The organism is Corynebacterium sp. ACRQP, assembly GCF_022345915.1.
Classification (GTDB): domain Bacteria; phylum Actinomycetota; class Actinomycetes; order Mycobacteriales; family Mycobacteriaceae; genus Corynebacterium; species Corynebacterium lehmanniae.
In genome coordinates this window covers 22,825-42,081 of record NZ_JAKRMZ010000003.1, presented here as the reverse complement: position 1 = coordinate 42,081, position 19,257 = coordinate 22,825, and the positions used below count along the sequence as shown (strand labels likewise).

The following is a 19,257-nucleotide window of genomic DNA, read 5'->3' as shown; positions in this document are numbered from 1 at the left end:
ATTTATACAACAATTGATCCCGCGTGATTCTAATTCCCCCCGCCCAAGGCGTGAAAAACACCGCAGCCGGGTGGCTGCGGTGTTGGCTACGTGCACTTAGAGGTTCGGGAACCAAATGCCGATCTCGCGCTCGGCGGACTCCGGCGAGTCCGAACCGTGAACGACGTTCTCCGCCACGGACAGGGCGAAGTCGCCGCGGATGGTGCCCGGGGTGGCCTTCGCAACCGGGTCGGTGCCGCCGGCCAGCTGGCGCCACGCCTCGATGGCGCGCTCGCCCTCGACGATGCCGGCGACCAGCGGAGCGGAGGTGATGAAGTCCACCAGCTCGCCGAAGAACGGCTTGTCCTTGTGCTCTGCGTAGTGCTTCTCAGCGGTCTCGCGGTCTGCGGTGCGCAGGTCCAGCTCCACCAGCTTCAGGCCCTTGCGCTCGATGCGGGAGATGATGTCGCCGACGTGGCCGTTTGCAACACCGTCGGGCTTGATCAGGATCAGAGTGCGTTCAGTCATAGCCCGAAATCTTACCCCAAAGTCGTGGTTAAGCCTCGCGCACGATGCGCGCCGCGTCTTCCGGCGTGGTGTTGCGGAACCACAGCTGCACCTGCTGCACCGCTAGCTGGAAGTTGCCCTCCGCCTTCATGCGGTTGACGGTGGCGCGCTGCTCGTCGTCAAGCTCGGGCGCGACAACCTCGCGGCGCGTGTACTGCTCGTAGAACCCGAGCACCAGAAACAGCCCGGCGGCGATGATCGCCACTGTCCCCACCCATCCGGGCAGAGAGGTGTAGACGGCCACCACCGCGACGATGGAGAACACGGCGGCCAGGGCAAAACTCACGATGCGCATGGGCCATACCGTAGCCTTGTTGCCCATGGTGCACAGCTCTCCCCTGCCGGATGTCGCGCTGCCTGATGTTGCGCTCGATCGCCTGGTACCGCGCAGCAGCCTGCCCGCCATCACCGAGTACGGCACCGGCCGCACCGTCACCTACGCCGAGCTGGGCGCGCTCGCGGACGCCGCCGCCACCCGCCTGCGTCGCCGCGGCGTGGGCCCGCGAAGCGTCGTTGAGCTGCGCCTGCCCAACTCGATCGACTTCGCGGTCGCCTTGCTCGCCGTTTCGCGCACGGGTGCGGCGGCGTGCCTTGTCGGGCATTCGCTTATCGACGCCGAAGCGTCCCGGTTGTCTGCCCTCGCCGGCGTCACCCACTGTGTCGAGCCGGACGATCTCGCCCCCGGCCCCGCCGACGACTTCGCGCCGGCGGACCCGGACTCGGTTGCCGCAATCCCGTTTTCCTCCGGCACCACCGGCCTGCCCAAGGGCGTGGAGCTGACCCACCGCTCCATCACCGCCAACGCCGTGCAGTTCAACGCGGCACTGGCCGCCAGCGGCATCGGCAAGGGCACCCGCGTGGCCGCGCCGCTGCCGTTTTCCCACATCTACGGGCTGAACACGCTGCTGTTGTCCTCGCTTGCCGCGGGCCGCCACGTGTTCACCGCCGCGCGCTTCGACCTCGCCGAGTTCGCCTGCGCCCACCGCGAGTACGCCATCGAGCTGAGCTTCATCGCCCCGCCGATCGCGCTGGCGCTGGCGAACTCGCCTGCCGTCGACCCAGCCGATTTCGCCGCGTGCGCCCACATGGTCTGCGGCGCCGCCCCCTTGGACGAGGCGCTGGCGCGTCGCGTGGAGGACCGCCTGGGCACGGTCATGCTGCAGGGCTACGGCACCACGGAGTCTTCGCCGGTGACCCACGTCGGCATCGCCGGCAGATCCAACCCGGGCACCATCGGCTTCGCCATCCCCAACACCGAATTCCGCGTGGTGAACTTAGGCACCGGCGCGGAGCTTCCCGACGGCGCAAACGGCGAGCTGCAGATCCGCGGCCCGCAGATCATGCGCGGCTACCTGGGCAACCCGGAGGCCACCCGCAACGCGATCATCGGCGGCTGGCTGCGCACCGGCGACATCGCGCGGGTGAACCCGGACGCCACGGTCACGGTCGTGGACCGCGCCAAAGACGTGTTCAAGTACCACGGCTTCCAGATCGCCCCGGCCGAACTCGAGGCGCTGATGCTCACGCACCCGCAGATCGATGATGTGGCTGTGGCCGAGCGCGGCGGCGTGCCGAAGGCTTTCGTCGTAAAGCAAGGGCTTTTAGATGAGGCGCAAGTGATGGAGTGGGTTGCGGCGCGCGTGACCGCCTACAAAAAGGTGCGCGCCGTGGCGTTTGTGGAGGCGATCCCCCGCAACGCCGCCGGCAAAATTTTGCGCAAGGACCTTTAAGTGCCCAAGTGCTGGGTGGTGAGGTAGCCGCCGCGCATGCGCTGGACAATTTCGGAGCGCATGCGGATGACGAAGTACCAGACGATGCCGAAGATGATGCCCACAGCCGTGACGGACCAGTGGATGAAGAAGCCGAAGATCAGCGGGATCTGCAGCGCCAGGTCGATCCACAGCGCGGCCGGCTTCTTCTGGAAGAACGCCATCACCACATGCGCCAGGCCGATAACGGTGATGTAGACCCAGTTGAAGGTGGTCCAGTGCTCGCCGCCGTCGACCTTCAGGATGACGGTGAGGATAAGCAGGACCGTGATGGCCTCCATGATCAGCGTGCCGGCGAGCACGCCGGTCAGCCCCGACATCGGGTCCTTGACCGGCGCCTTGCCGGGGCCGAGCGGGCCCATCTGCTGCTTTTTGGGTGTCATTGCGGGTCCTTTCCAAACATGGCGCGGGCCTCGCCGGCGGTGACCACCGAGCCGGTGATGATCACGCCGGAGCCGGACTGCACGCCCACCTCGGCGAGCGCTTCCTCCGCCAGCTCAACGGCGAGCTCGTAGGCGGACGGCAGGTGCTCCTCGACGTGCACGCGCTCGTCGCCGAAGACCTCGCGGGCGGTTTCCGCCAGCTCGTAGGCGTCCGTGGCGCGCGGGGAGCTGTTCTGCGTGATCACCACCTCGGTGAGCACGGGCTCGAGCGCCTCCAAGATGCCCCGGGCGTCCTTGTCGCCCAAGATGCCGAGCACGCCGATGAGGCGCGTGAAGTCGAAGTCGCGCTCCAGCGCCGCCGCGAGCGCCTTCGCCCCGTGCGGGTTGTGTGTGGCGTCGATGAACGTGGTCGGGGTAGCGCGCACGCGCTCCAGACGCCCTGGCGAGGTGGTGGCGGCGAAACCTTCGCGCACGGTGTCCGCGTCAAGCGTGCGCTCCGACGACGCGCCGAGGAACGCCTCCACCGCCGCCAGCGCCACCGAGGCGTTGTGGGCCTGGTGCGGCCCGGACAGCGGGAGGAACACCTCCGGGTACTCGCCGGAAAGTCCCTTGAGCGTGAGCGTCTGCCCGCCCACGGCCACCTCGGAGGCGGCCACGCCGAACTCCTGGCCGAAGCGGGCCACCGGCGCGCCGATTTCCACGGTGCGCTCCAGGATCACGCGCATCGCGTCCGGCTCCTGCTGGCCGATCACGGCCACAGCGTCCGCGCTGCGGATAATCCCGGCCTTCTCGCCGGCGATTTCGGCGATGGTGTCGCCCAGGTAAGCGGTGTGGTCCAGGCCGACGGGCATGATCACGTCCACGTCCGCGTCGACCACATTGGTGGCGTCCCAGGTGCCGCCCATGCCGACTTCGACCACGGCGACGTCGACAGGCGCATCCGCAAAGGCGGCGAACGCGAGGCCCACCATGACCTCGAAGTAGCTCATGGGCACGCCGGTGCGCTCGTCCACCATCTGGATGTACGGCTCGATCTCGCGGTAGATGCGCACGAAATCCGCCGGGTGGATCGGCTCGCCGTCGATGCCGATGCGCTCGGTGACGGACTGCAGGTGCGGGCTGGTCGTGCGGCCCACGCGATTGCCGAACGAGCGCAGCAGCGACTCCACCATCCGCACCGTGGACGTTTTGCCGTTGGTGCCGGCGACGTGGATGACCTTGAAGGACTTCTGCGGCTCGCCGAGAAAGTCCATGAGCAGCTCGATGCGCTCCAGCGACGGGTCGATGTCCGTCTCCGGCCAGCGGGCGGTGAGCTCGTGCTCCACCTGCGCGAGCGCGACGAGGTCTTCCTCGCTCACGCCGCGCGGGGCGAGCGCGTCGTCCTCGCGCCCCTCCCCCGGCGCGCCGAGGTTGAGTGTGAGGCCGGCGTCGGTCTGTTGGATGTCGTACTGCTCCGGAAGTTCGGGCAGCTCGAAATCGTTGTCTGCCACTTAGGCCTCCGGCAGCTGTTCCAGGCGTGCGGTGACGCGCTCGAATTCTTCCTGCGCGACCTGCTGGCGCACCTTGATCTTTTCCACGACCTGCTCCGGCGCGTTGGCCAGGAACTGCTCGTTGGCGAGCTTGCCGCCTGTGGTGTCCAGCTCCTTCTGCGCCGCGGCGAGCTCCTTTTCCAGGCGCTTGCGCTCCGCGGCGACATCCACGGTGCCGGAGGTGTCCAGCGCGACGTCGAGGTTGGCTTGGCTCAGGCGCATTTCAATGCTTGCCGACGCACTAAAGTCCTCCCCCGGCTCCTCCACCCTGGCAATCTGGCGGACCACGTCTTCGAGCTCCGCCAGGTCCGCGGACGCGAAGTCCACGCGCGCCGGCACCTTCTGCGAGGGCTTGACGCCCTGGTCGGAGCGGAAGCGGCGCAGCTCGGTGATGAGCTTGATCGCGTCCTCGACGCGGGTGCGGGCCTTCGTGTCGGTCTCGGCGCCGCTGTTGGTGTCGTCCGCGGTCGGCCACGGCGCGATGGTGACGGTCTCCTCGCCGGTGAGCGCCTTCCACAGCACCTCGGTGACAAACGGCATGGTGGGGTGCAAAAGGCGCAGCACGACGTCGAGGACGCGGCCGAGCACGACCTTGGTGGTTTCCCCCTGCTCGCTCTCGCCGTCCCGTGGAATCTGGGTCTTGGCGATCTCCAGGTACCAGTCGCACAACTCGTCCCACGCGAAGTGGTAGAGCAGCTCGTTGGCCTTGGCAAACTGGTAGTCGTCCAGGTAGGCGTCCACCTTGGCGCGGACTTCCTCAGCGCGGTCCAGGATCCAGCGGTCCGCGTCCGTGAGCGTCTCGCGGGCCGGCAACTCGCCGACGTGCGCGCCGTTCATCAGCGCGAACTTGGTGGCGTTGAACAGCTTGGTAGCGAAGTTGCGGGCGGCGGTGGCGTGGTCGTCGCCGATCGGCAGGTCCACGCCAGGGTTCGCACCGCGGGCCAGGGCGAAGCGCAGCGCGTCCGCGCCGTACTGCTCCACCCAGTCCATCGGGTCGATGCCGTTGCCCAGGGACTTGGACATCTTGCGGCCCTTTTCGTCGCGCACCAGGCCGTGCAGGTACAGGTGCTCGAATGGGATCTGCGGGCGGCCGTCTACGCCCTCCCCCAGGATCTCCGGGGTTTCCTGGCCAGCGAAGGTGCCGAACATCATCATGCGCGCCACCCAGAAGAACAGGATGTCGTACGCGGTGACCAGCACCGTGGTGGGGAAGAACTTCTCCAGCTCCGGGGTCTTCTCCGGCCAGCCCATGGTGGAAAACGGCCACAGGGCGGACGAGAACCAGGTGTCCAGCACGTCCGGGTCCTGCTCGTAGCCTGCCGGCGGCTCCTCGTCTGGGCCGACGCAGACGACGTCGCGGTTGCCATTTTCGTCCTCCGGGCCGTACCAGATCGGGATGCGGTGGCCCCACCACAGCTGGCGCGAGATCGTCCAGTCGTGCATGTTGTCCACCCAGTCGAAGTAGCGCTTCTCCATGGATTCCGGGTGGATCTTGGTGTCGCCTTCGCGCACCGCGTCGCCGGACATCTTCGCCAACTCGTCGACCTTGACAAACCACTGCAGGGACAACCGCGGCTCAATCGGCTCGCCGGAGCGCTCCGAGTGGCCCACGGAGTGCACGTACGGGCGCACCTCCTTGACAATGCGGCCCTGCTCCGCCAGCGCCTCGCGCACGGCCACGCGGGCGTCCTCGCGCGTCATGCCGTCGAAGCGGGTGCCGGTATCGGCGATGCGGCCCTTCTCGTCCATGATGATCGGCATGTCCAGGTTGTGGCGCAGGCCCATCTCGTAGTCGTTCGGGTCGTGCGCCGGGGTGATCTTCACGGCACCCGTGCCCAGTTCCATGTCCACGTAGTCGTCGGCGATGACCTCAATTTGCAGGTCCTCGCGCAGCGGGTGCGGGAACACCTGGCCGATCAGGTCGGCGTAGCGCTCGTCGTCGGGGTGGACGGCGATCGCGACGTCGCCAAGCATTGTTTCCACACGGGTGGTGGCCACGACCAGGTGCGGCTCGTCGTCGTTCAGCGAGCCGTAGCGGATGGAGACGAACTCGCCCTCGACGTCCTTGTACACCACCTCGATGTCGGAGACGGCGGTTTCCAGCACCGGCGACCAGTTGACCAGGCGGTAGTCGCGGTAGACCAGGCCGCGATCGTAGAGCTGCTTGAAGATGGTCTGCACGGCGCGCGACAGGCCGTCGTCAAGCGTGAAGCGCTCCCGCGACCAGTCCACCGAGTCGCCGATGGCGCGCATCTGCGTGGTGATCGTGCCGCCGTACTGCTCCTTCCACTCCCACACGCGCTCGATGAACTCCTCGCGCCCGTAGTCGTAGCGGTCCTTGCCTTCCTCTGCCTTGAGCTTGGCTTCCACCTTGGTTTGGGTGGCGATGCCGGCGTGGTCCATGCCCGGCAGCCACAGCACCTCGTAGCCCTGCATGCGCTTGCGGCGCACCAGGGAATCCATCAGGGTGTGGTCGAGGGCGTGGCCCATGTGCAGCTGGCCGGTCACGTTCGGCGGCGGCAGCACGATCGAGTACGCGGGCTTGTCCGAGGCCGGGTCCGCCGTGAAGTAACCGGCGTCTACCCAACCTTCGTACAGGTCGCGTTCGTGGGCGCTGGGTTCCCACGACTTGGGCAGGTCATTCGCAAGATCGTTCTGAGTCACGCGCCCTATCTTAACCAGCGCCCTAAAACAGCTTGTCGGCGATGGCGGCTTCCTCCCGCAGGGCCTCGATGTTGGCGTCGATGCGGGTCCTTTGGTCGTCGGAAAGCTCGAGCCCCTCGACGAGACGCCAGCTGCCGTCGCTTACGGCCGGGAAGCCGAAGACGAGGCCAACGTCGACGCCGTATTCGCCTGTCGACGGCAACGCCACCGTCGCCCACCGCTCCCCGGTGCCCTGGACCCAATCGCGCATGTGGTCCACGGCCGCCGACGCCGCGGACGCGGCCGAGGACTTGCCGCGCACGTTGATGATCTCGGCGCCGCGCTTGGCCACGCGCGGGATGAACTCGCCGGTGTACCACTCGTGGTCCACCTCCACCGGCTTACCGTCCGCCGTGGCGTAGGTGATGTCCGGGAACTGGGTGTCGGAGTGGTTTCCCCACACCACGAGGCGCTCAATGCTTCTCGACGGGCACCCCATGCGGTCCGCCAACATCGACTGCGCCCGGTTGTGGTCCAGGCGCATCAGCGCGTTGAAGCGGTCCTTGGGCACGTCGGGCGCTGCCTTGGAGGCGATGTAGGCGTTGGTGTTGGCGGGGTTGCCCACCACCAGCACGCGGACGTTGTCCGCCGCACCGTTATTGATGGCCTCGCCCTGGCCGATGAAGATCTTGCCGTTGGCGGCGAGCATGTCCGCCCGCGACTCGCCCTTGCCGCGCGGCTTCGCGCCGACCAGGAAGGCGGCCTCGGCACCGTCGAAGGCCTTCGTGGCGTCGTCGGTGACCTCGATGGAGTTGACCAGCGGCAGGGCGGAATCGGCGAGCTCCATGGCGGTGCCCTCGGCGGCGCGCACTGCGTCCGGGATCTCCAGCAGGGTCAGGTCCACCGGTTCGTCGCCGAACACGTCGCCGGCGGCGATGCGCCACAGCAGGGAGTAGGCGATGTTGCCGGCGGCGCCGGTGACCACAATCTTTGTCATATGTCTCGCTCCTTCGATCGAAACGTTTGTGTGTTGCCTCACAGTAACCTACCCCCAGCCGGGGCAGAATTTCAGCGCTATACGTCCGAGAGCGGACATCTAGTGCACGATTGAGGGGTATTTCGAGCAGAAAGGGGACGGACGTGACCGACGTTGTCGACGACGCGACTTCCGGCGCGCCCTCCCCCGACACGGTGGTCCGAGCAGCGCTGGTCGCGTTCGCCCGCAAGGGGTACTCCGGTGCGAAGGTGGAAACGCTGGCCAAGAAGACCGGCATGACCAAGCGCATGATCCACTACCACTTCGGCGACAAGCGCGGCCTCTACACCGCGGCGCTGCGCCTCGCGCTCGAGCAGCTGGCGCCGCCGGAGAACATCCTCAACCGCTCGCACGCCGTGCCGGTGGAAGGCATGCGCCGCTTCGTCGACGCGCTCTACCACGCGTTTTTGCACAACCCCGATGCCGTGCGCCTGGTGCTGCGCGAAAACCTGGACCCAGAAGTTAAGGCGGAGGACGCGTCAATGCTCGCCGGCGTGCGCGAGGTGAGCCTGCACGCCGAACGGCTCCTCCTCGCCGGCCAGGACGCCGGCGCCTTCCGCCCCGGCATCACCGCAGTTGACCTGCTCGCCCTGATTTCTTCGCTGTGCTTCTACCGTGTCGGCAACGCCGCCACCGCCAAGCACGTCTTCGGCGTGGATGCGGAAAGCCGCCGCAACGTCGACGGCATGCGCCGCATGGTCATCGACGCCGTGCTGGCGTTTTTGACCTCCAACATCTCGTACTCCGGCTACGAGTCCTACCTGGAGGCCGCCCCGGCACCCGCCGAGGACGCGGAACCGGACGAGCTATTCGATATCTACGGCGACGAAGGCTGGATCGTCTAACGGCCCGTCGCTAAGCAGACTGCTTTTCTTCGGCCTCGATGTACTTCGGCTCCTCCGTGCCGAGCGCCACGGCCTCGTCGACAACGACCTCGGCGACGTTCTCGCGGTCCGGCAGCTCGTACATGATGGGCACGAGCAGCTCCTCCATGATCGCGCGCAGGCCGCGGGCGCCGGTCTTGCGCTCCGCCGCCTTATCGGCGATCACGCCGAGCGCCCCGTCGGTGACGGTCAGCTCCGCGCCGTCCATGGCGAACAGGCGCTGGTACTGCTTGACCAGCGAGTTCTTCGGCTCCGTAAGCACGCGCTTCATCGAATCACGGTCCAGGTCGTTCACGTGCGCGAGGATGGGCAGGCGGCCGATGAACTCGGGGATCAGGCCGAACTTGACCAAATCGCCCGGCTGCACCTGGGCGAGCAGGTCCGCCTCGTCGCGCTGCTCCTTCGAGTCGATCTCCGCGCCGAAGCCGATGCCCTTCTTGCCCACGCGCTCCGCGACCACCTTGTCCAGCCCGGCGAACGCACCGGCGACGATGAACAGGATGTTCGTGGTGTCCACCTGGATGAACTCCTGGTTCGGGTGCTTGCGCCCGCCCTGCGGCGGCACCGACGCGGTGGTGCCCTCCAAGATCTTCAACAGGGCCTGCTGCACGCCCTCGCCGGAGACGTCGCGGGTGATCGACGGGTTCTCGGACTTGCGCGAAATCTTGTCCACCTCATCGACGTAGATGATGCCCTGCTGCGCGCGGTTGACGTCGAAATCCGCCGCCTGAAGCAGCTTCAGCAGGATGTTCTCCACGTCCTCGCCCACGTAGCCGGCCTCGGTGAGGCTGGTGGCGTCCGCGATGGCGAACGGCACGTTCAGCATGCGCGCCAGCGTCTGCGCCAGGTAGGTCTTGCCGGAGCCGGTGGGGCCGAGCAGGAGGATGTTGGACTTGGCGATCTCCACGTCCTCGTCGCGCTTGCGGCTGGACACGTTGGACGTCTCGGCCTTGATGCGCTTGTAGTGGTTGTACACCGCCACAGCCAGGGTCTTCTTCGCGGTGTCCTGTCCGATGACGTACTCGTCCAAAAACGCCGTGATCTCGCTCGGGCGCGGCAGGCGGTCCGGGTCGTCCGCGTCCTTCGTGTTCTGCGCACCGGCGAGCTCTTCCTCGATGATCTCGTTGCACAGCTCGATGCACTCGTCGCAGATGTAGACGCCGCCGCCGGCGATGAGCTTGCGCACCTGCTGCTGGCTCTTCCCACAGAAAGAGCACTTGAGCAGGTTCGCGCTGTCGTGCGTAGTTGCCATATGCGCCTATCTACTCCCGTCTTCGGTCAATCCCCACCGAGTGTAATGCTTGCGTCAAACCGTACCCGCCGCGCCGACACAACTGTCGCGCGCGTGCGAAAATGGGGCCCATGACGTTTCTTCACACGCAAGAATTCGGCACCCCCAACGGCGAAGCGGTGGTGCTGCTCAGCTCCATCGCCACCACCTCTGACGCGTGGTCCGAGGTGATCCCGGCGCTGTCCGGCTACCGCGTGATCACCGTCGACCACCGCGGCCACGGCGGCTCTGGCGTGCCCGCCGAGCGCCCAACGGAGGTGGGCACGCTCGGCCGCGACGTCCTCGCCGCACTCGACGAGCTCGGCGTGGATCGCTTCAGCGTCGTCGGCGTCTCCCTCGGCGGCGCGATCGCGCAGTGGCTCGCCGCGAACAGCGGCCGCGTGGACAAGGCCGTCTTCGCCGCCACCGCCACCTTCCTCGGCGGTGAGGAGGCATGGGAGCAAAAGATAAACACCGCGCTTCACGACGGCACCTCCGGCCTGACCCCCACACTGATGGGCAACTGGTTCACAGAATCTTTCCGCGCGGAGCACCCGGAGGTGGTGCAGCGCGTGGCAGACATGATCGACTCCGTCGACGACGAGGGCTACGCCCACAACGGCGCCGCGCTTGCCACCTGGGATTTCGCCGACGAGCTGGGCCAGATCACCTGCCCGGTGCTCACCATCGCGGGTGCCTCCGACCCGACCTGCCCGCCGGAAAAGCTGGCCGAGATCGCCGCGGGTGTGGCGGGCCCGTCCCAGTCAGTGGTGGTGGACCCGGCTGCCCACCAAGTAGCCATTGAGAACCCGGAAGAATTCAACTCCGCACTAACGCGGTTCCTCGGAAACTAATCCGCTAGCCTGTACACGTTAAAGCACCGCGCCCCGAAAGGAACCGATCCGTGAATCGCAGCCGCACACTTTCTGCCTTCGCCGCAGCCGCCCTCGCCGCGTCGCTGCTGGCCGGTTGCTCGGACTCCGGCGCGGACGTAGAGCCCCTGGCGGAACCCATGCTGGACTTCCCGCAGACCAGCACCACCGCCACCCCGACCCCGACGACCACTGAGGCCGACGATGAAGAGGAGACCACCACCTCCTCGTCCACCACGACGAAGTCCTCGTCGAGCTCGTCGTCCAAGTCGTCCACGCGCACTTCCACAAAGTCAAGCTCGAAGCGCTCGGAGTCCCGCAGCTCCAGCAACTCAGGCTCCGACAACGCAGCGCGCGAGCCGGAGCCGGTGCGCGAGACCATCGTGGACGACCGCCCCGGCGCCACCTGCGCCTGGCCGACCCAGGGCGCGTCTTCCGGCAACCAGGAGTACAGCACCTTCTGCGACCGCGAATGGGCCCGCACCGTCACCTCCGACGGCCAGGACTACTACTGGGCCGCCAAGGGTCAGGGCTGGGTCTCCGTCGACCCAGTCACCACGGACGAGGGCGGCATCTGCTGGGCTCGCGAGGACTTCGAAACCGCGCCGGAGGCCATCCGCAACGCCGTGGCATTCTGCGATCCGGCGTCCGGGGAGGCTGAGGAGTAGCCGGAGGTTTCGTCGCAAAGCAAAATGCGCCCGGAAGTGAACCGGGCGCATTTTTTGTGGGCTCTTAGCCGTTGAGCTTGCGGTAATCGAAGACCTGGTCGATGATCCCGTAATCCACAGCCTCGGAGGCGGTGAGGATCTTGTCGCGGTCCGTGTCAATGCGGACCTGCTCCGACGTGCGGCCCGTGTGGTGCGCGAGCGTGTCCTCCATGAGGCGGCGCATGCGCTCGATCTCCGCGGCCTGAATCTCCAGGTCAGACACCTGACCTTGGGTGCCCTGGGTCGCCGGCTGGTGGATCAGCACGCGCGAGTTCGGCAGCGCGGCGCGCTTGCCCGGCGCACCCGCGGCGAGGATCACCGCGGCTGCCGACGCAGCCTGACCGAGGCAGACAGTCTGCACGTCCGGGCGGACGTACTGCATCGTGTCGTAGATAGCCATCAGCGCGGTAAAGGAACCGCCCGGGGAGTTGATGTACATGGTGATGTCGCGGTCCGGGTCCTGGGACTCCAGCACTAGAAGCTGCGCCATGATGTCGTTCGCCGACGTGTCATCCACCTGGGTGCCCAGGAAGACAATGCGCTCCTCGAACAGCTTGCCGTACGGGTCGATCTGCTTCGTGCCGAAGCTCGTTTCCTCCAGGAACTGCGGCAGCACGTAGCGGGAGTTGGGCATCTGGAAAGTCATAGTGGGTGTCTCCTTAGTTCCTCGTGTGCCTTAGTTCTCGCCGATGGAGTGCTCGCCGGCCTGGGCCGCATTCTCAATGACGTGGTCCACGATGCCGTACTCCTTCGCCTGCATAGCGTTGAACCAGCGGTCGCGGTCTGAATCCTTCGTGATCTGCTCGAAGGTCTGGCCGGTGTGCTCCGCGATGAGCTGCGCCATCTCGCGCTTCGTCTCCGCGAACTGCTCCGCCTGAATAGCGATGTCGGCTGCCGTGCCGCCGACGCCTGCGGACGGCTGGTGCATCATAATGCGCGCGTGCGGCAGGGCGTAACGCTTGCCCTTCGTGCCGCCCGAGAGCAGGAACTGGCCCATCGACGCCGCCAGGCCCATGCCGTAGGTGGCGATGTCGCACGGGGAGTACTTCATCGTGTCGTAAATCGCCATACCGGCGGTGACGGAGCCGCCCGGCGAGTTGATGTAGAGGTTGATGTCGCGCGTCGGATCCTCCGCCGACAACAGCAGAATCTGGGCGCAGAGCTTATTGGCGATCTCGTCGTCCACCTGCTGGCCCAGGAAAATAATGCGCTCCCGGAGGAGACGCTCATAAACGGAGTCTCCCAGGTTCATGCCTTGGGTCGGGGAAGTCATAACAGACGCTCCTTTGCTAGTTCATCCGGTAACGCCACTACCCTACTCGGGTGATTCTGTAACTCCGAGCCTGTTCGCTACCGGCGTACGGGTCGGAGGTTTGGGCGGGTTCGAGGTGGATTCGGGGCCGGCGTGGGGTGGCCGGTTCCTGACAAATCACGGCAGCCGTTTGCGCCGACCTGGGCGTTTGAGGCCCGCCTGACAGATTCGCTTTGTGTCAAGTGGTTGTGAACGGTTTGGGTGTTAGATCGTGATGGGTTGTGGGGTTGGGGCGGTTTGGGGTGGACCGCAAGATAGTTCACTAGACGATGAACGATCCTGCATCGGAGTGTCCGGCGACCTGGGGATAGTGAACTATCCATCCGTCCAAGTGGGAACTAATTCATCGCGCGATTCCGAGGCAGTGAACGATCCTGCAACGGGCACGAAAAAGCGGCCGGGGCAAACACGCCCCGGCCGCTCATGAGTGGAGTTTTAGTTCTCCTCGGCCTCGGTGGTCTCGGCCTCGGTGGTCTCAGCCTCGTCCTCTTCGATCTCGCCGAAATACTCGTTCGGGTCGACCTTGTTGCCGGCCTCGTCCTCGACCTGGGTGCGGGAGATGGCGATGGCCAGGGCCTTGCCGCGGCGCACGTCGGAGAACAGGTTGGCAATCTGGCCGGACTGCTGCAGCTGGGCCACGAACTGGTTCGGGTCCATGCCGTAGGACTGCGCGGTGAACAGGATGTGGTCGGTCAGCTCCTGCTGGGAGACCTCCGGCTGCTCCTGCTCTGCCACAGCGTCGAGGAACAGCTGGGTGCGCACGGACTCTTCGGCCTGCTCGCGGGACTGCTTGTCAAACTCCTCGCGGGTCGTGCCCTGCGCCTCGAGCAGCTGGGCGAACGCGTTCTCGTCGTGCGCCATCTGGCCCAGCAGCTGGTGGAGCTGGTTGTGCACCTGCTCGTCCACCACGGACTCCGGCAGGGCAAACGTGGACTCTGCCAGGGCGACCTTGAGCACCTCGTCGCGGATGTCCGCGGCCTGCTTGGCCTTGGCGTTCTCCTCAACCTGCTCGCGGGTGGAGTTGCGCAGCTCCTCGACGGTGTCGAACTCGGACGCCATCTGCACGAAGTCGTCGTCAAGCTCCGGAAGCTTGCGCTCCTTGGTCTGCTGGACGTGGACCTTCACGGTCGCCTTCTCGCCCTTGTGCTCGCCGTACTTGATCTCGGACTCAAACTCTGCGTCCTCGCCGGTTTTCAGACCGCGCAGCGCGGTGTCCAGGCCCTTCATCAGGTCGTCGGCGCCGACGCGGTAGGTCAGGCCCTCGGCGGAAGCTTCGTCGATCTTTTCGCCGTCGACGGTGGCCTCGAGGTCGATGATGGCGTAGTCGTCGGTCTTCAGCTTGCGCTTGGTGTCCTTCAGCTCACCAAAGCGCTCGCGGAGGGTGTCCAGCTCGGCGTCGACTGCTTCGTCGTCAAGCTTTAGCTCCGGGACCTTCACGGAAATCTTGGAGAAGTCCGGCACCTCGATCTCCGGGCGCACGTCGACCTCGGCGGTGAACTCGACGACGTCATTGTCCTCGATCTTGGTGACCTCGATCTCCGGCTGGCCCAGCGGGTTAATCTCGTTTTCCGCAAGTGCCTGCTCGTAGCGGGTCGGCAGCATGTCGTTGACGACCTGCTCCAGGATCGGGCCGCGGCCGAAGCGAGCGTCGATGAGCTGGCGCGGAGCCTTGCCACGACGGAAGCCCGGGATGTTGACCTGCTGGGCGATGGCCTTGTAGGCCTGGTCAATTTCCTTGCCCAGCTCGTCGAACGGCACGCTGACGTTGAGCTTCACGCGGGTGTCGCTGAGCTTGTCGACGGAAGTCTTCACGGATTTCTCCTGTACTAGATCGAAACAACGTTTGTCAGATGTTTATATGCGGCGGGCCCGCGAAACACGGGCCCGCCTTGGTCGGGGCGACAGGATTTGAACCTGCGACCCCCTGCTCCCAAAGCAGGTGCGCTACCAAGCTGCGCCACGCCCCGTTGCGGTAAAACCGCACGGTATGAACCACATTCGTTGAACGTGTGTAGTTCAGGACAGTCATTGTAGCGGTGCTTCAATCACCGTCCGCATTGAGGGCACAAAAACACCGGCCCCGCAACCGGAACCGGTGTCATGTGTGGAGGGAATGACGGGAATCGAACCCGCGTCTTCAGCTTGGAAGGCTGAGGTATTAGCCACTATACGACATTCCCAAGCGCCGAAATCTGCAGCGCTGTGCGGAACTTTAGCGCAGGCGTATGCGTTGAACCAAACACGAACGAAATTTTAGGAGGAGTCATGTTCACCCTGTTGCTCATTTTCTTGATGGTCGGCGCGTTGGTGATGTTGCCGAGCATGAGCGGGCAGCGGCAGATGCCCCAGTCGCGGCGCCAGGTGGCAAGGCAGCAGCAGCTGTCTTTCGACGACGCGTACGCCGACGCCAAACGGTGGACCGACCGTTTGGGCTCGCAGGTGCTGAACCTCTCCGGCAACGACACCGCTTCACAGCAGGCGATGGCGGATGCCTCCGAGCGCTTCAACGCGGCATCCGCAGGGCTTAGCGATGCACGTTCCGTCAAGCAGGCGATGCTGGCCCGCGAATCCGCACTGGAGGGCCTGCACTACGTCAACGCCGCCCGCGAGATCATGGGGCTGCCCGCCGGCCCGCAGCTGCCGGAGCTGGAGGGCCAGCGCCAGGCAGGGCGCGTGACCGAGCAGCGCACCGTCACTCAGGAGGACGGCACGCAGGTCATGGCGTCGCCGCACGCGACCGCCCAGACGCCGCACTACTACCCCGGCGGCGCCGTCGCGGGCCGCCCGGTGCCGGCCGGCTGGTACTCCACCGCGTGGTGGGGCCCGGCGATGATGACCGGCGTGTGGGCCGCAAGCTCCATGATGTTCTACTCCACCATGTTCGCCGGGATGGCCGGTGTGGCCTCGGCGGAGGCGTTTGAGGCCGGCGGGCTTGGCGACGGCATGGACGGCGCCGGTATGGAAGGCATGGACGGCGCCGGCGACATGGGTGACATGGGCGATGCCGGCGGCGACTTCGGGGGCTTCGGCGGGTTCGGCGACGGCGGCGGCTTCGACTTCGGGGGATTCGACTTTTAGCCGTGCGTTACACTGCACAGCGATCGCGAACCCCAGAAAGCTCAAGAGCAAGGAGTGGCCGTGCGCATTGCTGTGCTGCTGAAAGAAGTGCCGGACACGTACAGTGACCGCGAAATGAACCTGGAGACGGGTTTGACGGACCGCTCCGGCGACGTCGTCGCCGACGAGGTCAGCGAGCGCGCCGTCGAGGCCGCGCTGCGCATCGCCGAGGCGGGCGAAAACGTCGAGGTCGAGATCTTAAGCGCCGGCCCGGAATCCTCCGCTGATTCGGTGCGCCGCGGCATCGCCATGGGCGCGAGCGAGGCCTACATCGTCTCGGACGACGCGCTCACTGGCGCGGATGCGACGTTGACTGGTGAGGTGTTGGCGAAGCTCGTCGAGAAGCAGGGCTACGACCTCGTCATCGCGGGCGCCGAATCGTCCGACGGCGGCACCGGTGTCATCGCCCCCTTCATGGCCGAGCTGTTGGACTGGCCGGTGCTGACCAACCTCACCGAGCTCACGCTCGAGGGCGAGACCGTGCGCGCCACCCAGGCCTCCGACGCCGCCACCGCCCAGCTCGAAGCGCAGCTGCCGGCCGTGGTGTCCGTCGCCGACGAATTCGCGGACCCGCGCTACCCCAACTTTAAGGGTCTGATGGCCGCGAAGAAGAAGGAACTGCGCACCGTCACCCTCGCCGAGCTCGGCGTGGACCCGGCGGACTTCACGCACCCGCGCGCCATCATGACCAGCATCGAGCGCCGCCCGGAGCGCGAGCGCGGCGAGATCATCGACGCGAGCTCCACCGCCGCGGCCCGCCTGGTGGACTTCCTCGAATCCAAGAACCTCATTTAAGGAGCAGCCATGACCCAGATTCTTGTTGTCCCGGACCGCTCCTTCGACGGCTCGGTCAGCCCCGTTGCGGCCGAGCTCATCGGCGCCGCGTCCGCCATCGGCACCCCGGTGGTGCTGGCGCAGGACACCGCGCACGCAGAGGAGCTGGGTGCGCTCGGCGCCGCGGTGGTGCTGGTGTCCAACGCCCCGCTTATCGACGCAGCTGCCGCCGCGTTCGACGACCTCTTCCCTGCCGCCGTCCTGTTCGCCCACACCGTGCGCGGGCGCGAAGCCGCCGGCCGGTTCGCCGCACGCACAGGCAAGGCGCTGCTCACCGACGCGGTGTCTGTGAGCCGCGACGACCAGGGCATCGTCACCGAGCACCAGAACTTCGGCGGGGTCTACACCGCTTCTGCCGCTGCGACGCACTCCGCGCCGGTGATTACTCTGCGCAAGGGTGCGGTGGAAACGCGTACCGAGGCGGCCACGCCTGAGGTGCGCGAGTTGGAGGTGGCGCCGTCGGGACGTCGAGAGGCAGAAGTGCTCTCCGTGACTCCTGTGGAGCGCACCTCCGACCGCCCCGACCTGCTCACCGCCGACAAGGTGGTCGCAGGCGGCGTGTCCTTGGGCGACGAGGACATGTTCGAAGACCTCGTCGGCGGACTTGCCGACGCGTTGGGTGCCGCCATCGGCGCCACCCGCTCCGCCGTCGACGAAGGCCAGGTGCCGTACGAGGCGCAGATCGGCCAGACCGGCGTGATGGTCAGTCCGAAGCTCTACATCGGCGTCGGCATCTCCGGCGCCGTGCAGCACCTGGTGGGTATGCAGACCGCCGACACCATCGTGGCGATCAACTCCGACGAGGACGCCCCGATCTTCGACATCGCCGACTTCGGCATCATCGGCGACCTGTTCGACCTGGTGCCGGACATCATCTCCGAGATTGAGGCGCGCAAGTAATGCAGGTAGAACTCCGCCGAGGACTGCCGCGCGTTCCAGGCGGCGAGCCGTGGCCGCCGGCCGGCACCGTCGACGTTGCCGACGCGCCGGTTGAGGCGGCGCAGGTTGAGGCCGCGCCGGCGCCGGTCTCCGACGACACCGTCGAGGTGCCGCTGCGCCGCGGCCTGCCGCGCGTGCCGGGCGGCGAGCCTTGGCCGCCCGCAGGCACCGTGAAGGTTGCCGTGCCCGCCGGTGCCGCCGCAGAACCCGCCGCCGTTGACGACGCGGAGTCGGCGCACACGGTCGAGGTGCCGCTGCGCCGCGGCCTGCCCCGCGTCGAGGGCGGCGACCCGTGGCCGCCCGCCGGGACCGTGCGCGTCGCCGCCCCGGCACCGGAAGCTGAGCCCGAACCGCATCCGGAAACCGAAACAGAACCCGCTGCGCCTGTGGCGGCGACGGTGGTGGACGACGCTGTCGCCAAGACGGCCCCCGAGCCAGCCCCGAAACCGGTTCCGAAACCGGCCCAGCAGCCGGCACCCGCGTCGGCGACGGCGGGGAAACCGGAGGGCGTCGCAAGGCAATGGCTCCCATGGGCGATCGGTGCGCTACTGCTGCTCGCCGCGGCGGTCTTCGGCGCTCGCTGGTTTGTCGGCACCGAGACCGGCGCCGGTTTCATCGAGCGCTACGACGGCATCCAGCCGCTGCCGGATAATGCCCCCGTGGGCTTCCCTGCGTGGCTGAACTGGGCCCACTTCTTCAACATGTTCCTCATGGCCCTCATTGTGAAAACGGGCCTTGACGTTCGCCGCGAAAAACGCCCCGACGCCTACTGGCAGCCCAAGAAGGGCGGCAAGAAGATCTCCGTGACACTGTGGCTGCACCAGGTGCTGGACGTCGCCTGGGTCGTGCTCGGCGTCGTGTTCTTCGTGCTGCTGTTCGCCACCGGGCAGTGGATGCGCATCGTGCCCACCAGCTGGGACGTGTTCCCCAACGCGGTGTCCGCGGGGTTGCAGTACCTCTCGCTGGACTGGCCAGATGAGAACGGGTGGGTGTACTACAACGCCCTGCAGGAGCTGTCGTACTTTGTCACCGTGTTTGTGGCGGCGCCGCTGGCCATCGCGTCCGGTTTCCGCATGAGCGGAATGTGGCCCGCCTCCTGGAAGGCCGTCCCGGTGTCGTGGGCGCGGGCGGTGCACTTCCCCACCATGGTTTACTTCCTCATCTTCGTCGCCGTGCACGTATTCTTGGTCGCCGCAACCGGGTTGCGCGGCAACCTCAACGCCATGTTTGCCGCGCGTGACGACGCCTCCGGATGGCTCGGCCTCATCCTCTTCCTTCTCGCCGTCGCGGTGACGGCCGCCGGCTGGTGGGCGGCCCGACCCTCTGTGGTCACGCCGGTGGCGCAGGCCACGGGCAAGGTGACGCGCCGCTAGGCTGGCACACCTTTTCGGGGTAGCCAGCCTAGCCTAAGTTAGG

General features: G+C 66.7%; 18 protein-coding genes and 2 tRNA genes. 8 read left to right on the top strand and 12 right to left on the bottom strand.

Features of this window, described 5'->3' with window-relative positions; translation table 11 throughout:
* Window positions 1-96: 96 nt before the first annotated feature.
* A complete protein-coding gene (gene ndk / locus MHY23_RS02195) occupies window positions 97-507 on the bottom strand; it encodes a nucleoside-diphosphate kinase (RefSeq protein ID WP_034998207.1) in 411 nt (136 codons plus the stop codon).
* A 28-nt stretch (window positions 508-535) separates the two neighbouring features.
* The gene (locus MHY23_RS02190; RefSeq protein WP_239306230.1) at window positions 536-841 is read right to left on the bottom strand and encodes a hypothetical protein; all 306 of its coding nucleotides are present in this window, start codon (window positions 839-841) and stop codon (window positions 536-538) included.
* 25 nt (window positions 842-866) lie between these two features.
* On the opposite strand from MHY23_RS02190, the gene MHY23_RS02185 reads away from it, so the two are divergent.
* Entirely contained in the window at window positions 867-2,276 is a 1,410-nt protein-coding gene (locus MHY23_RS02185) for an AMP-binding protein (protein WP_239306229.1), read from the top strand.
* Here the strand turns inward: MHY23_RS02185 and MHY23_RS02180 are convergent.
* Genes MHY23_RS02180 through MHY23_RS02165 form a run of 4 tightly spaced genes read right to left on the bottom strand, consistent with a single transcriptional unit; the run spans window position 2,273 to window position 7,867 of the window.
* Entirely contained in the window at window positions 2,273-2,698 is a 426-nt protein-coding gene (locus MHY23_RS02180; protein WP_239306228.1) for a DUF4233 domain-containing protein, read from the bottom strand. The two genes, MHY23_RS02185 and MHY23_RS02180, sit on opposite strands and share 4 nt — an antisense overlap.
* A complete protein-coding gene (locus MHY23_RS02175) occupies window positions 2,695-4,188 on the bottom strand; it encodes a folylpolyglutamate synthase/dihydrofolate synthase family protein (RefSeq protein WP_370645796.1) in 1,494 nt (497 codons plus the stop codon). Before MHY23_RS02175 ends, MHY23_RS02180 begins: the two co-directional genes overlap by 4 nt.
* A complete protein-coding gene (locus MHY23_RS02170) occupies window positions 4,189-6,891 on the bottom strand; it encodes a valine--tRNA ligase (RefSeq protein ID WP_239306227.1) in 2,703 nt (900 codons plus the stop codon). It lies immediately after the preceding gene.
* Between the two features lie 22 nt (window positions 6,892-6,913).
* A complete protein-coding gene (locus MHY23_RS02165; protein WP_239306226.1) occupies window positions 6,914-7,867 on the bottom strand; it encodes a malate dehydrogenase in 954 nt (317 codons plus the stop codon).
* A gap of 143 nt (window positions 7,868-8,010) precedes the next feature.
* On the opposite strand from MHY23_RS02165, the gene MHY23_RS02160 reads away from it, so the two are divergent.
* A complete protein-coding gene (locus MHY23_RS02160) occupies window positions 8,011-8,751 on the top strand; it encodes a TetR/AcrR family transcriptional regulator (RefSeq protein WP_239306225.1) in 741 nt (246 codons plus the stop codon).
* A gap of 10 nt (window positions 8,752-8,761) precedes the next feature.
* On the opposite strand, the gene clpX is transcribed toward MHY23_RS02160, so the two are convergent.
* Entirely contained in the window at window positions 8,762-10,042 is a 1,281-nt protein-coding gene (gene clpX, locus MHY23_RS02155) for an ATP-dependent Clp protease ATP-binding subunit ClpX (protein WP_239306224.1), read from the bottom strand.
* 110 nt (window positions 10,043-10,152) lie between these two features.
* On the opposite strand from clpX, the gene MHY23_RS02150 reads away from it, so the two are divergent.
* Window positions 10,153-10,914 (top strand): alpha/beta fold hydrolase, encoded by a 762-nt coding sequence (locus MHY23_RS02150; protein WP_239306223.1) that lies wholly within the window; start codon window positions 10,153-10,155, stop codon window positions 10,912-10,914.
* Window positions 10,915-10,964: 50 nt separating this feature from the next.
* Window positions 10,965-11,600, top strand: a complete 636-nt coding sequence (locus MHY23_RS02145; RefSeq protein WP_239306222.1) for a hypothetical protein — start codon at window positions 10,965-10,967, stop codon at window positions 11,598-11,600.
* A 64-nt stretch (window positions 11,601-11,664) separates the two neighbouring features.
* Here the strand turns inward: MHY23_RS02145 and MHY23_RS02140 are convergent, their stop codons facing one another.
* From MHY23_RS02140 to MHY23_RS02120, 5 genes are all read right to left on the bottom strand, one after another.
* Window positions 11,665-12,285 (bottom strand): ATP-dependent Clp protease proteolytic subunit, encoded by a 621-nt coding sequence (locus MHY23_RS02140; RefSeq protein WP_034998194.1) that lies wholly within the window; start codon window positions 12,283-12,285, stop codon window positions 11,665-11,667.
* Between the two features lie 30 nt (window positions 12,286-12,315).
* Window positions 12,316-12,912, bottom strand: a complete 597-nt coding sequence (locus MHY23_RS02135; RefSeq protein ID WP_181888944.1) for an ATP-dependent Clp protease proteolytic subunit — start codon at window positions 12,910-12,912, stop codon at window positions 12,316-12,318.
* Window positions 12,913-13,386: 474 nt separating this feature from the next.
* Window positions 13,387-14,763: a trigger factor gene (tig, locus tag MHY23_RS02130; protein ID WP_239306221.1), complete on the bottom strand. Its 1,377-nt coding sequence runs from the start codon at window positions 14,761-14,763 to the stop codon at window positions 13,387-13,389.
* Between the two features lie 78 nt (window positions 14,764-14,841).
* A tRNA-Pro gene (locus MHY23_RS02125) sits at window positions 14,842-14,918 on the bottom strand.
* A gap of 138 nt (window positions 14,919-15,056) precedes the next feature.
* A tRNA-Gly gene (locus MHY23_RS02120) sits at window positions 15,057-15,131 on the bottom strand.
* Between the two features lie 85 nt (window positions 15,132-15,216).
* On the opposite strand from MHY23_RS02120, the gene MHY23_RS02115 reads away from it, so the two are divergent.
* From MHY23_RS02115 to MHY23_RS02100, 4 genes are read left to right on the top strand one after another with little or no spacing between them, the layout of a single operon-like run.
* Complete coding sequence (locus MHY23_RS02115; RefSeq protein WP_239306220.1) at window positions 15,217-16,029, top strand: DUF1542 domain-containing protein; 813 nt, start codon at window positions 15,217-15,219, stop codon at window positions 16,027-16,029.
* 60 nt (window positions 16,030-16,089) lie between these two features.
* The gene (locus tag MHY23_RS02110) at window positions 16,090-16,863 is read left to right on the top strand and encodes an electron transfer flavoprotein subunit beta/FixA family protein (RefSeq protein ID WP_239306219.1); all 774 of its coding nucleotides are present in this window, start codon (window positions 16,090-16,092) and stop codon (window positions 16,861-16,863) included.
* Between the two features lie 9 nt (window positions 16,864-16,872).
* Window positions 16,873-17,802 carry an electron transfer flavoprotein subunit alpha/FixB family protein gene (locus MHY23_RS02105; RefSeq protein WP_239306218.1) on the top strand — a complete coding sequence of 310 codons (930 nt, stop codon included), beginning with the start codon at window positions 16,873-16,875 and terminating at the stop codon, window positions 17,800-17,802.
* A complete protein-coding gene (locus MHY23_RS02100) occupies window positions 17,802-19,214 on the top strand; it encodes a cytochrome b/b6 domain-containing protein (protein WP_239306217.1) in 1,413 nt (470 codons plus the stop codon). The genes MHY23_RS02105 and MHY23_RS02100 overlap by 1 nt, the downstream gene beginning before the upstream one ends.
* Window positions 19,215-19,257: the final 43 nt, after the last annotated feature.